The organism is Paenibacillus jepli (assembly GCF_047238105.1).
Lineage (GTDB): Bacteria > Bacillota > Bacilli > Paenibacillales > Paenibacillaceae > Paenibacillus_D.
Genome location: NZ_JBDFMD010000001.1, coordinates 260,680 through 274,492, shown reverse-complemented (window position 1 = coordinate 274,492; position 13,813 = coordinate 260,680). Strand labels below are relative to the sequence as shown.

Genomic DNA, 13,813 nt, shown 5'->3' with positions numbered 1-13,813 from the left:
GAAGGAGGAATGGACGTGGCTTTGTACAACAATCATCTTGGCAACCGCACAACGAGAACCTTCCGCAATACGATTCTCATTGTCCTTCTTCTGCTGTTTGCCCTGGCGACGTTGTTTCCAATTTATTTTATGCTCATCTCATCATTTGGCGATCCGGTGGAGGCCGGTGCTGTCAGTTACTCTCTATGGCCTGGCAAGTTTACTCTGGAATCATACAAGTTTTTCTTTGCCTTCAGCGAGCATTCCTTCCGCTGGATCCTCAACTCCCTCATCGTCGCTACCATCGTCATGATCTCCAATGTGGCGTTTGCCACAACAGCGGGATATGCTTTCTCCAAAATCAACTTTCGCGGCCGCGGCCTGCTGTTCGCCCTCCTGCTGAGCTCGATGATGATTCCTTATCAGGTGACGCAGGTGCCGCTCTACATTCTGATTGTTAATATTTTCGAAATTCAGAATACGTACAGCGCGCTAATCATGCCGACGCTGGTGACCGTATATAACATCTTCCTCGCCAAGCAGTTCATGAGCTCGATCCCGAGGGAGATTCTGGAGAGTGCCAAGGTGGAAGGCGCCAATCAATTCCAGACGCTGGTCCGCATTATCCTGCCGTTGTCCAAGACAGTGATGGCAGTTATGGCCATTTTGACATTTATGGAGACATGGAATACGTTTTTCTGGCCATTCCTGGTCACGAACACGATGGATATGCAGACGATTCAGGTTGGACTCAAAAATTTCCGTTTTGCCAATACGACTTACTTTGCTCCGATGATGGCAGGGGCGACAATCTCGGCTCTGCCGATGTTCATCCTGTTCTTCAGTCTGCAGCGTTACTTCCTGGAGGGCGTGACCGTCGGGGCAGTCAAAGGCTGATGCAGCCGGGAAGGAGTCTGAGATGATTCGTACTTGGGAGAACAGGTATACCGATGAAGTCATCGCGCTCTGGAATGCCAATGCCGTGCGTGATCACTATCAGGAGATGAATACTACACGGTTCAAAGCGATCTTTACAAAAAACCGCTACTTCGATCCGAATACGGCTTGGGTGTGGTTGGAAGAGGGTCGGGTAACGGCCTTCGCTTGCGGCTGCACCGGGGCTGACCTGCCGCTCGGTGATGTCGCCGGCTATCTGACCTGTATCATTACAACGGACGAAGTGGGAGCGGCAGCTAGATATGCTCAGTTGCTGGCAGCCATGGAAGCGCGGTTCCTCTCGCTTGGCAAACGGCAGGCCGAGGTGCTCTTCTTCAACCCGATGCAGCTGCCGTGGTATGTGCCGGGCACGGAACGGCATGAGCACAATAACGCGCCCGGCGTCCCGGTCGGCAGCGCGCTCCACGATGCGCTGCTCCGGCATGGATATGCTGAGCGAGCCATACAGTGCGCCATGTACCTGCAGCTAGGCAGCTTCAATGTGCCGGATGCGATTCTCGCCAAGGAACGGAAAGCGGCTGAGGCCGGATATGAGGTCGGATTATACGACAAACGGCAGCATCACGATCCCCAAAGACTGCTGGCGGCGCTGGGCAATCCGCTCTGGCAGCAAGAGATTGCGGCCGCAGCGGCATCGGACATCCCTTTTGTCATCGCGAGCCTGCAGGGCGAGCCGGTAGGGTTCGCGGGCCCTATGGTGCGGGAGCCGAGCGGACGCGGACGGTTCGCCGGCATCGGCGTCCACCCCGAGCATGAGGGCCACGGGCTCGGCTCGAGTCTTTTCTTCCGTCTTTGCGAAGCGTTCCAAGCGATCGGCACCGATTATATGACCCTCTACACCGGCAGCAACAATCCTGCGCTCCGTATCTATGAACGGGCCGGATTCCGCACCGTCAAAACGTTTGCCACCATGAGAAAGGAGCTAATGCAATGACTAACCGAACACCGAAGACCATCATGGGCATAGGAGCCCATGTCGGCGATGTGGAGCTCGTCGCCGGAGGCGTCATGGCGAGCCATCATCTGAAGGGCGATCAGATCTTCACCTTGGCGTTAACCGCTGGCGAGCGAGGCGTGCCAGCCGGGCAGGATGTGCATGATTACCGGGAACAGAAGGTCCGGGAGGCCCACACGTTTGCAGAGATGCTGGGAGGAGCTGCGCGTGTGTTCGAGATCCCGGACGGGGAGATCCCGGATGATCAGGAGATCCGGATGCGCGTCGCCGACGTCATCCGTGAAGTGAAGCCCGACATCATCATCACGCATCACTGCAATAGCATGCACAAGGATCACGCGACAACTCACCGCATCGTCAACGACGCCCGCTACTTCGCCAGCCTGCGAGCGCTGGAGCGAGAGCTGCCGCCGCATTTTGCCCCAAAATTGTATTATGGCGAGAATTGGGAGGATGCGGTCGATTACGTGCCATACGTCTACGTAGATTTCGACCAGCAGGCTTTCGATCTGTGGATCGCAGCGTTGTCGACCCACTGGTTCGTAACGGGAAGCACGTCCTTCAATTATATGGATTACTACAAGTCACTGGCCCGCGTCCGTGGATTGGAAGCCCGCAAGCAGTATGCGGAGACGTTCATGGTGCCGCCGGAGACGATGAAGCTGCGCCAGGGCGAGCTGTAGTCGATGAATCGACGACATCATGCGCGGATGCATCCGTCGCTTGATAACAGAAGGAGGCATGGTCAATGATCGCCAGCGGAATCGACAATATCGTCAGTATCGACCCTCTGTTAAAAGGACGGCGCGTAGGGCTGATCACTTCGCCGACGGGACTGTCGGCGCACCTCCGACCGACCATCGATATCCTGCACGAGCGCTACCGGCTGGCGGCTCTGTTCTCGCCGGAGCACGGCGTGCGCGGGGATCTTGATGCCGGCGCTCTTGTAGACAGCTACACCGACGCTGCGACAGGCGTGCCCGTCTACAGCTTGTACCGCAAGGACAGCAAGCGGCTGACGGCGGAGATGCTCGAAGCGGTCGATGTCGTCGTCTACGATATCCAGGATATCGGCGCCCGCTATTATACGTTCATCTATACGATGCTGTATGCGCTGGAGGATTGCGCCCGGGCCGGCAAGCCGTTTGTCGTGCTTGACCGGATCAACCCGCTGGACGGCATGACTGTCGAAGGCAACGTATTGAAGGCGGGCTATAGTTCTTTTGTCGGCAACTATCCGCTGGCGATCCGGTATGCGCTGACGGCAGGCGAGGTGGCGACGATGGCGGGTGATGAGTCCGGCTGGGGAGCCGAGCTGCACGTCGTCCGCTGCTCGGGATGGGAGCGCAAGCACCGATACAGTGACACGGGCCGGGTATGGATACCGCCTTCGATGGGCATCCCGAGGCTCGATACGGCGCTGCTCTATCCCGGCACCTGTCTCTTTGAAGGGACCAATCTGTCGGAGGGCAGGGGGACGACGGCCCCGTTCGAGATCATCGGCGCACCGTATATCGATGCCGAGCGGCTGGCCCGTGTGATGAACGGACACCGGCTTCCCGGCGTGTATTTCCGTCCGTTATCGTTTAAGCCTTCGACGTCGAAGCATGCCGGCACCTTGTGCAAGGGCGTGCAAGTGCATGTGCTGGATGAGGCTGCTGTCCGCCCGGTTGCTCTTGGTCTGACCTTGTTGTTTACGATACGAGAGCTGTTCGCGCCCTTTGCCTTTCTGCCGCCCGTCAGAGACGGGGGACGGCCGTTTATCGATCTGCTGTGCGGGGATCGTATCCTCCGGGACGAGAACACCGAGCTGCGGAGCATCATCGAGACCTGGGAGGCCGAGAGCGAGCAGTTTGCCCGGCGCAAAAGCACTTACCACCTCTATTAAGGTAGAGATTAACGACTCCGAGCGGGAGGAAGAAGGATGAATTATGTAGCGGGGATAGACGGCGGCGGAACGCGCACGAGCGTCATCGTGGCGAGGACGGACGGTGAGATCGTCTGCAGCTTCACCGCTGGTCCATTGAACTATAACGGGCAGGATGAAGCGGTCGTCGCCAGCAGCCTGCAAGAGATCACGGAGAGAACCGCCGCAGCGATAGCGGCGGATGAAGGGTCTGCACAGTTGAATCGTCAGCACTCGGAGGAAGGCGCCGGCACCGCTGCTGGGCTTGCTTCTTGCCAGGCAATCTGCATCGGCGCAGCCGGCATCAGCAATCCGCTCGTCGCCGGACGTCTGACATCCCTCCTGCGAGCTCGAGGTTACTTGGGCGAGCCGATGCTCGTCGGCGACCATGAGACTGCGCTCTGCGGGGCGCATGGCGGCCGGAGCGGGCTCATCCTGATCGCCGGCACCGGAACCATCTGCTATGGCCAGGGTCCCGCCGGCGATACGCATCGGGCAGGCGGGTACGGACATCTGATCGATGATGGAGGCAGCGGCTATGCGATCGGCAGAGACTTGCTTGCTGCGGTGGTGCAGGCTGCAGACGGCCGCACAGGTCCGACACTCATTACAGAACTGGTGTATGAACGGCTCGCCGTCTCCACAGTGCCGGAGCTGATCGGCTATGTCTACGATCAGGCACGCAGCAAGCGGGACATCGCCTCCCTCGCTCCGCTGCTCTCGGTCGCTTGCGAGTCCGGAGATGAGCAGGCGCTCCTTATCGCCGGGAGGAGTGCGGACGCGCTGCTGCAGCCGGTCGCAGCTGTTGCCGAGCGTCTGGGCATGCAGGCGGGACCGCTGGCGCTGCTCGGCAGCGTGCTGTTCGCCAACCGGCATATCCGCGATGCCCTGCATGGCCGGATCGCCGAGCGTTATCCGCAGATGGTCGTCACTGAGCCGCAGCATGACGCCTCGTACGGTGCCGTCTTGCTGGCGATCAAACAGCTGCGAAGGGGAGGTGTACCGGGATGAGGGTGACCTGGTCGTCGGAGAGGCCCTATCGGATCGGAGTGGGGCTGATGTCCGGCACTTCGCTGGACGGGATCGATGCCGCAGTCGTGCAGCTCACGGGCAGCGGGGCGAAGACCGAGGTCCGGCTGTTGCATCATGCGACCCGGCCTTACCCGGAGGAGCTGCGCGAACAGTTGAAGCAGCTGTGCACGCCGGGTGCAGCCGACGTCGCGGCGCTCGCGGGGATGAACGTCTATCTGGGCCGGCTGTTCGGCGACAGCGCGCTCTCTGCTGTGAAGGCTGCCGGATTAACCGCCGACGAGATCGACTTTATCAGCTCGCACGGTCAGACGGTGTGGCATATGCCGGAGCCTGCGGGCAAGTACCAGCCGGGTGCCACGCTCCAGATCGGCGATCTGTCGGTGATCGCCAAGCATACCGGCCTCCCTGTCGTCGGCGATTTCCGGCCGGCCGATCTGGCAGCAGGCGGTCAAGGCGCGCCGCTCGTCCCTTATGGGGACCTGATCCTGTTCGGCGATCCCCTCCGGGGGCGGCTGCTGCAGAACATCGGCGGCATCGGCAACTGTACGGCCATCCCGGCAGGAGCGGAGGCTGGCGACCTGCTGGCTTTCGATACAGGACCTGGCAATATGATCATCGATCAAGTCGTACATAGCTTGACCGGCGGCCGATTGGCTTACGACGAGGGCGGAGAGTGGGCAGCACAAGGCACGACCGACGAGGCGCTGCTGGCCGAACTGCTGAACCACCCCTACTATGCCCTTGCGCCGCCCAAGTCAACGGGGAGGGAACTGTTCGGAGCCGCCTACGCAAGCCAAGTACTTGACCTGGCTGCGGAGAGAGCGATCCCGGCAGCTGATACTGTCGCCACAGTGACAGCGCTTACTGCATCTTCGATCGCCGAAGCTTGCAGGCGATTCGTCATGCCCCGCTTCCCAGTCGACGAAGTGATCGTGAGCGGCGGCGGCGCCCATAATCGGACGCTCATGCGACAGCTGGCGGAGCTGCTCCCGGAGCAGGAGGTGCGCACTGCGGGCGAGCTGGGCATGCCTGACGATGCCAAGGAAGCGGTCATCTTCGCGCTTCTCGGTCACGCTTTCCTGGAAGGCAACCCGAATAATATACCTGCGGCTACAGGAGCTTCACGACCGACGATCATGGGCAAGCTCGCGCTGCCCTGATGGTATAGATCACTCGAGGAGGAGATGAAAGAGATGAATCTGCCTTATCGCAAGCTGTATGGCATGACCGCTTTTGTACTCATCATCGTACTATTGTGTACCACCTTGGCCGGCGCCGCCGGTCTGCCGCCGGGAGGCGAGTCTGAGGATGCAGAAGATGATCCTACCCTGAACATCGTCCAGCAACAGGAGGGCGAGTATGAGCTTGCGACAGTGGATTCATCCCTGGCGGCTGCAGACCAGCCTGCTGCGCCATTTGTCATCGTCGAGGATTTCGAAGCCGGCGGCGTGACGGCCAGCGCCGTCCGCGCCAGCGTCCAGCTGGCGATGGCCAGCCGGCCCGAGCCGGTCCTGTATGGCAATCACTCGGCCAGACTGAGTTATCAGTTCGTGGGCGGGGAGAGCGGGACGGCGGCAGCGTATGTCAACCTGTGGGAGCCTGACAACGCGACGTACCGCCTGCTGCCGGGCAAGCCGGCCAAGATCGGCATGTGGGTGCATGGCGACGGCAACAACAAGCATTGGCTGCGCGCCGAGTTCGCGGCGATGAACGGGACCACGCCGATCGCATCGGCGATTGCGGATCTGACCACCAGCACCGGCTTCAACTGGACCGGCTGGCGTTATATCGTTGCCGACCTGCCTGCAGTGCTGCGAGAAGCCGACGTCACAGATATCAAGCTGCGGCGGATCTACATGACCCAGACCAACAACGACAACAAAACCGACGGCGTCGTCTATCTGGACCGCGTCAGCGTGTTCTACGGCGATACTGGAGGATTGTATGGTCTCGATCTGCATGGGCTGGCTCCCATGAAGACTGGGGAGACGCTGCAGGCATCGGTGTACGAGACACGTCAGCATGCCACGGCACCGCAGCGGTTCGAGAGCGGCACCGTCTATGCAAGCGAGGACGCGGCCGTCGCCACAGTCGATCCTGCCGGCAGCGTACACGCGCTTGCGCCGGGCACCACCCGCATCACGGCACAAGCCGGCGGCTTCGAAGCGAGTTATATGCTAACTGTCAGTGACAGCGATCCGGTGGTGGATGAGCTGAGCCTTACGGGACCGGCTGAGCTGCGAGCGGGTGATCAGGCACAGACGACACTGATTGCCCAGATGGCTGGCACTGGGGAGCGGGTCCAGATCACGCAGGGCGCCGCGTATTCCAGCAGCGATGAGATGGTGGCCGTCATCGACGAGGAGGGTGTGATTCACGCTCGCGGCGAAGGAACGGCGATCCTGCAGGCCGAGTACCGCGGACGTACGGCCACCCTGGAGATCGGCGTCGGCGTACAGATCCCGGTGCTGGAGCGGATCGTCCTCAGCGGACTTGGTCCGCTCGAGATTGGTCAGGAAGGGCAGGCGCTGATCACCGCTATCTATAATACAGGCGAGGAAGAGCTGACTGAAGGCGTGACCTTCACCTCCAGCCAGCCGGCTGTTGCCGCTGTCTCCGAGGGCGGCAAAGTGCAGGCGCTGTCGATGGGCATCACCCGGATTACGGCTGCCTTTGAGGGCAAGAGCGTCAGCTTCACTGTTGTGGTCAACAAGGCCGGCATCGCGCAGCCCAAGCATGAGCTGCGGGCGGCCTGGATCGCCAGCGTCGAGCAGATCGACTGGCCCAAAACCTACGATCCCGAGCAGCAGCGCCGGGACTTCAGCGCATTGCTGGACTTCCACCAGTCGATGGGCATGAATGCAGTCGTCGTCCAGATCAAGCCGACCGCTGACGCCTTCTACCGCTCGGAGCTCGCCCCGTGGTCGCACTGGCTGACAGGAGAACAGGGCAAGGATCCGGGCTACGATCCGCTGGCCTTCATGATCGAGGAAGCGCACAAGCGCAACCTGGAGTTCCATGCCTGGCTCAATCCTTATCGCATCAGCATGCATACCGACCTGAACCGACTGACGGAGGATCATCCGGCACGGCTGAACCCGGATTGGGTGATGAATTACAGCGGCCGGCTGTACTTTGATCCCGGGCATCCGGACGTCATCGACTACATCACCAAGAGTGTCGACGAAGTGGTGGCCAATTACGATGTCGATGCGATTCATTTCGACGATTACTTCTATCCTAACCGCTACGACGGCACGGGGTATCCGGATCAGCAGACCTATGAGCGATTCGGTGAAGGCTACACGGATATCAACGCCTGGCGCAGACACAATGTCGACACGCTGATCGAAGGGCTGAACGCCTCGATCAAGGCTGAGAAGCCGTACGTCAAGTTCGGCATCAGTCCGTTCGGCGTCTGGCGCAACAAGTCGGCCGACCCGCTCGGCTCCGATACGACAGCCGGTCAGCCGAGCTATGACAATCTCCATGCAGATATCCGCAAATGGGTGCTTGAAGGCTGGATCGACTATGTTGCGCCGCAGGTCTACTGGAACTTCGGATTCTCGCCCGCGGCGTACGAGGTGCTGGTGAAATGGTGGGACGATCTGATCGCCGAGCATGATGCCGACGTCCACCTCTATATCGGCCATGCCGCCTACAAGGTGGATGACAACGAGAATTTCACCGATCCGTATGAGATCGTCAATCAGATGCGCTATAACCTGAACTTTGAGCATGTGCATGGCAGCATCCAGTTTACGACCCGCGACCTGCTGGCCAAGACGCATCTGCAGCAGATCCTCAGAGAGTACCAGCAGCAGCCGGCGCTGGTGCCGGCGATGCCTTGGCTGGGCGGCGGGGCGCCAGCGGCCCCGGTCCAGCTGTCGGGCAGCTATCGCAATTCGTCCATGGAGCTGCGCTGGACTGATGCCGACGAGCAGACGGCCTATTATGTCATCTACCGGGCAGAGGGTGAGACGGCGCCGTCGGTTGCCGATCCGTCGCAGATCCATGCCATGGTGCGCAAAGGAGCGGATAGCGCCAGCTATATGGATAACGAAGTCGTCAGCGGCCGCACGTACACGTACTTAGTCACCGCTGTCGACCGGCTGCACCATGAGAGCGACGCCAGCCGTCCGCTGACAGTAGCGGCTGCTGTACAGAACCCGAATCCGCCGGTCTATTATCCGCCGCTGGTACCGGGACCGGGCGGGGAGCCGGAGCAGCCGGAAGGCGTGCTGCAGCTGGCCGCCGGCGCTGCTGGCATCGTGAGGCTTGGAACGGCCATTACACTGGAGGTGCCGGCAGGGGCGACCGATCGCCAGACACGTCTTGCCATCGAGCGTCTGATGCCGGCAGAGGTGCCGGAGATGGCAGGCTACAGGCTGGCGAGCGAGGTGTATGAGATCACCTCCAGCGCTGTCGACCCTTTCCTCCGGCCGGCGGCCGTCACCGTATCGTTCGATGAGACGCTGACTGCGGCCGACCGGACACCGACGCTCTACGCTCTTGCAGCGGATCGCACTTGGCAGCCGCTAGCGGGTATGGTCGCCGACGGATTGATCCGTGCCGAGATCGACGGACCCGCTGTGCTGGCCGTGTTCGTCGAAGCGGCGTCATCGCCGCCCCCGGCACCGGCGTGCCCGGCAGAGACGCTTAGCGATCTTACCGGACACTGGGCAGCATCCCAGATCGTCCAGGCGGCGGAGCAGTGTCTGACCAGCGGATATCCCGATCAGACCTTCCGGCCGAATGCCCCGGTATCGCGGGCCGAGTTTGCCCAGCTCCTCGTGCGAGCGCTGGGGCTGGAAGGCCCGGGAGCCGAGCTGAGCTTCGCAGATCAGCAGGCAATCCGCCCGTGGGCCCGTGACGCTGTCGCATTGGCGACGGAAGCGGGTATCGTAAACGGCTTCGAGGATGGCACATTCCGTCCAGATGCCCTTATCACCCGTGCCGAGATGACGACGATGCTCGGCCGGGCGCTGCAGCTGCCAACAGGAGCGGAAGCGACACCGTTTGCCGATGATCAGGACATCCCAGCCTGGGCCAAGGACGCCGTGGCGGCTGCCGCCGCCGAAGGCCTGATCCAGGGCCGCAGCGGCGGCCGATTCGAGCCGCAAGGCAGCACGACGCGTGCTGAAGCCGTTGTCGTGCTGCTGCGGATGACAGAGCGCAGCTAGTCCTAGTCTGGCATTTTGGGCAACACGAGCCCCCAGTCCTTTTGAGGACTGGGGGCTCCGTGTGTTGGCGGACTTCTATATAACTGACACATAAATATAGTCAATTCACTGCCAAATATAGTAGGATAAAGACAAAACAGTGCAAAGAAAGGACGAGCCGAATGTCACGACATCAACCGACGCCTGCCATGGGCGTGCTGGGTCTGAGCAGCAGCGCTCTCCCGTTCGAGCTGACCCGGCATGCGCCCGAACCGGCACTGAGTCATCTGGTGCTGCATTATTGGGTAGTGAGCTGGAATCTCCATGAAGGTCAGACATTCGATCAGGACGTCGTGCCCAATCCGTGCGTCAATCTGGTCATTGAACAAGAGCGCAGCGGCATCTATGGGCCGGCGAGCAGCAAATATACCAAGCAGCTGTACGGACGCGGTCTGGTATTTGGTGTCAAGTTCAAGCCGGGTGGGTTCTACCCCTTCTGGCGTGAGCCGGTGGCCGCTTTAGCGGATCGGGTGTTGACACTCGCCGAAGTCTTCGGAGCCGATTCAGCTGAAGGCTATGCAGCTGCCATGGTGGATACGGAGGAGACGAGCGCGCGGATCCGGCTGACGGACAAGCTGTTGTTAGCAGCGCTGCCTCCTGCAGACCCGGATGCGCTGATGATCCAGCGTGTGGTGGCACAGATCCGCGAGGATCGCAGCATGACCCGAGTCGAGCAGCTGTGCCAACCATTCGGCATGAATATCCGCAAGCTGCAGCGGATGTTCCACCGGTATGTCGGCATATCTCCCAAATGGGTCATCAAGCTGTACCGTCTTCAGGATGCTGCTGAGCGGCTGGAAGAGGGTGCCTGCCAGGACTGGAAGGCGTTGGCCCTGGAGCTGGGGTATTACGATCAAGCTCATTTTATCAACGATTTCAAAGCGGTAGTCGGCTGGACGCCTGATGTGTACAGCAGCCGGTTCCACCAACAGTAGTCCGTACACTCTAGAGAAAAAAGGGGATGCAATACCACATGAAACACTGGAATGGTGACCAGAGGAGCGGCATGTGGAGAAGTTGGTGTTCGTTCCTGCTCATCAGTTTGACCTTGCTGGTGCTGGCCGGATGCGGTGTCTGGCTCGAGCAGCCGGGTGTGCTGTCGGATCCGTCAAGCGCCGGGCAGATGACACCTGAGGACGTGGCGGATTATATCCGGCAGACTGGTGAGCTGCCGGATAATTATCTCACCAAGCAGGAAGCCAGAGATTTGGGCTGGGATCCGCAGAAGGGCAATCTTCATGACGTGGCGCCTGGCATGAGTATCGGGGGAGACCGTTTCTATAACCGGGAGAGACTGTTGCCGGACAGCAGAGGCAGGCTCTGGTACGAAGCTGATATCTTGTACGACGGCGGGCGCCGCGGCGCTGCTAGAATCGTGTATTCCAATGACGGACTCATCTACATGACAGAGGATCACTACAAGACATTTACACAGATGGAGTAAGGGGGCAGATTCATGCGTGTAGCAGTACTGGATGGCGGCTGCATCAAGAGCAAGGATGAGCTGCATGCCTGTCTTGCCGAGCAGATGGAGCTGCCAGGACATTATGGCGCCAATCTGGATGCGTTATGGGATATGCTGACTGGTTGGGTCAGGATGCCGCTCACGGTTCGCTGGCTGCAGTATGATCTGTGCCGCGAGCGCTTGGGCGAAGATTGTGAGCACGTGCTGCAGCTGTTTAGAGAGGCCGAGCAGGAGCTCCCGGGATTTACACTCATCATCGAGGGTGCAGATACAAGGAAATGAATGGGGAGACCGGCGCAGGCCGGTCTTTCTTTTAAATACTAGCGTACTATGTCAACTACTTTTTATCGACTTTAGAGCAACCCAAACACACCTAACCGATTTGTTTTACAAAATTTGGTTGCCGACTGACGAAAAGCGGTGGATGCACGCGGTAGGTCTCGAACCTGAAGAAAATAGCCTCGTTTTCAATCCTGTATGTAATCTGGCTGAGTGCAGATAGTAGTCTAACGTACAATTCGCATTGACAGGACGAGGTGGATAACGCTTTAGTACGAGGTCTGGCCTCCAGAAAGTGATCCGATCTTCCCTCGGTCCCAGACCTACAGATGCATCTTTTTTTCTTTGTCTTAGGCGGCGTGAGACGTGAGAATACAATTAAACGTCAATTTTTTATTCATTTCCTGCACAAGCCGGTACGCAGGCTGAGCAGAATGAAACGGCTGCTTATCCCGCAGCATGGCAAAAGCAATCTTAAGCATCTTGTTGCCCATCGCGACAAAGGTTGCGCGCTCATGCTTTCCGCGATGCTTCAGACGCTCATAGAACGGCTTGAGGTCGGCATTGTGCAAGCAGAGACTTCGGCCAGCGAGAAAGGTGACATAGCGCAAATGAGCATTGCCTTGTTTGGAGATGCTGCGGTAGGAACCTTTGCCGCCGCCGGACTGCTTGACGATGGGATTCGTGCCGGCCTTCTTGATGAGCTGCCCAGCATGCTGATAATCCGAGACATTCCCCATCTCTGCGTAGAGTTCTGCAGCCAAGGACACGCCGAGGCCCGGAACCGTTAGGAGTAATCGCCCGTCGGTCTGGAGCAACAGGCTTTCAATCTCCTGCTCCAGTGTCTGAACTTTGGCATCGAAGGCCCGAAGGTCCTGCAGCTTCAAACGCAGCACCAGGAGCTCGGGACGGAGCGTCTGCACGTCAGGGGCAAGGGATTCCTTTGCCACATAAAGAAGCTTGTCAATGGCGGTTGTGCATAGTTTCAGGTTGTGCTCGGCGGAGAGCTTCCGCAGCCCCGCTTTTCCCAGTTGCAGAACAAGGGAGGGATGGGGATAGTGCTCCATGAAGAAGAGGGAAGCCTTGCCCCAGAAATCGCTGAACACCTTCACTTTTTTTGCTCGTCCGTTCTGGTGGTCGGCGTAGCCTTGATACTCTCGCCAGACGACATCCATGAGGGTTCGGATCTCCATGCGAAGGGACGAGCGCTTACGGATCTCCGCGCGTTTGGCGCGTGTGAGCACACGCAGTTGCCGCTGGAGTCCTTCCGCCAAGCGGAATTCGGTCGCCTTGTTGTTTCGAAGGGCGTGGGCGATAGCGACAAGATCGAGATCATCGGTCTTACACCAACTAAGGGCGCTCGCACGTTCTTCAGAGGTCGTGTAGGCATTGAGAATTTGAACGAGATATCCTTGCTTGGCCATCTGCCTGACGATGTCCTCATAGTAGTGACCAGTGGCTTCAATGCCCAGAAACAAACGAACCGCCCCGACCTCCTTCATGGCTCTTTCAATGGTTTCATAAAGGATTTTCATGCCGGAATGACTCACCGAGAAAAAGAAGGGTTTTTCGACCACGTCGCCGAAGTAGTTGCAGATCAAGGCTTTTTGGTGGAGCTTGGCCGCATCGATGGCTACGATGAGAACCTGCTCCAGGTTAACGCCTCGTAGTTGTTGACTGAACTTTGTTCCCTTAGAGCCTTGGATATGATGGGATTTCCCCATGCGACTTCAACCTCCTGTGGTGGGTGGGTTAGATTGAAGCTCTTCGTCAGGTGCTTCTTTCTTCGATAGTCGCTGGGGATTTTCCTTTTCTAAGAGGATTATATTACACGCCAGAAAGTATATGATTCTCTTATCTACTTGGCTTGTATTTCTCCGAAATGAAACTAACTGCGCCGCCAGAGGACGGCGATAGCCGTTTCACCTTGTATAAGCGTACTATGTCACCTATAGATCAGCTTATAAAGGTCCACGCCCGCCGGATGATAAGGGCAAAAGCGCATCTATTTCTCCTCC

The 13,813-nt window shown here is 59.0% G+C and carries 11 protein-coding genes; 10 read left to right on the top strand and 1 reads right to left on the bottom strand.

The features are described from left to right. Positions 1 to 15 precede the first annotated feature (15 nt). The 10 genes from ABC336_RS01315 to ABC336_RS01270 all read left to right on the top strand — a co-directional run bounded on the left by ABC336_RS01315 (position 16) and on the right by ABC336_RS01270 (position 11,798). Positions 16 to 876 (top strand): carbohydrate ABC transporter permease, encoded by an 861-nt coding sequence (locus ABC336_RS01315; protein ID WP_413236940.1) that lies wholly within the window; start codon positions 16 to 18, stop codon positions 874 to 876. A 22-nt stretch (positions 877 to 898) separates the two neighbouring features. Beyond that, a complete protein-coding gene (locus tag ABC336_RS01310; RefSeq protein WP_413236939.1) occupies positions 899 to 1,870 on the top strand; it encodes a GNAT family N-acetyltransferase in 972 nt (323 codons plus the stop codon). Further along, entirely contained in the window at positions 1,867 to 2,574 is a 708-nt protein-coding gene (locus ABC336_RS01305; protein ID WP_413236938.1) for a PIG-L deacetylase family protein, read from the top strand. Before ABC336_RS01310 ends, ABC336_RS01305 begins: the two co-directional genes overlap by 4 nt. Positions 2,575 to 2,639: 65 nt before the next feature. Next, on the top strand, positions 2,640 to 3,779 hold the full coding sequence (locus tag ABC336_RS01300) for an exo-beta-N-acetylmuramidase NamZ family protein (RefSeq protein ID WP_413236937.1): 1,140 nt from the start codon (positions 2,640 to 2,642) through the stop codon (positions 3,777 to 3,779). A 36-nt stretch (positions 3,780 to 3,815) separates the two neighbouring features. Continuing rightward, positions 3,816 to 4,808, top strand: coding sequence for an N-acetylglucosamine kinase (locus tag ABC336_RS01295; RefSeq protein ID WP_413236936.1), 993 nt, complete (start codon positions 3,816 to 3,818; stop codon positions 4,806 to 4,808). Continuing rightward, on the top strand, positions 4,805 to 5,989 hold the full coding sequence (locus tag ABC336_RS01290; protein WP_413236935.1) for an anhydro-N-acetylmuramic acid kinase: 1,185 nt from the start codon (positions 4,805 to 4,807) through the stop codon (positions 5,987 to 5,989). The genes ABC336_RS01295 and ABC336_RS01290 overlap by 4 nt, the downstream gene beginning before the upstream one ends. A 33-nt stretch (positions 5,990 to 6,022) precedes the next feature. Next, positions 6,023 to 10,012, top strand: a complete 3,990-nt coding sequence (locus ABC336_RS01285; protein WP_413236934.1) for a family 10 glycosylhydrolase — start codon at positions 6,023 to 6,025, stop codon at positions 10,010 to 10,012. Positions 10,013 to 10,173: 161 nt separating this feature from the next. After that, positions 10,174 to 10,986, top strand: a complete 813-nt coding sequence (locus tag ABC336_RS01280) for a DUF6597 domain-containing transcriptional factor (RefSeq protein WP_413236933.1) — start codon at positions 10,174 to 10,176, stop codon at positions 10,984 to 10,986. A 71-nt stretch (positions 10,987 to 11,057) separates the two neighbouring features. Next, positions 11,058 to 11,495 (top strand): ribonuclease domain-containing protein, encoded by a 438-nt coding sequence (locus ABC336_RS01275; protein ID WP_413242409.1) that lies wholly within the window; start codon positions 11,058 to 11,060, stop codon positions 11,493 to 11,495. 12 nt (positions 11,496 to 11,507) lie between these two features. Continuing rightward, complete coding sequence (locus ABC336_RS01270; RefSeq protein WP_413236932.1) at positions 11,508 to 11,798, top strand: barstar family protein; 291 nt, start codon at positions 11,508 to 11,510, stop codon at positions 11,796 to 11,798. Positions 11,799 to 12,145: 347 nt separating this feature from the next. Here the strand turns inward: ABC336_RS01270 and ABC336_RS01265 are convergent, their stop codons facing one another. Further along, positions 12,146 to 13,519: an IS110 family RNA-guided transposase gene (locus ABC336_RS01265; protein WP_413236931.1), complete on the bottom strand. Its 1,374-nt coding sequence runs from the start codon at positions 13,517 to 13,519 to the stop codon at positions 12,146 to 12,148. Positions 13,520 to 13,813 lie beyond the last annotated feature (294 nt).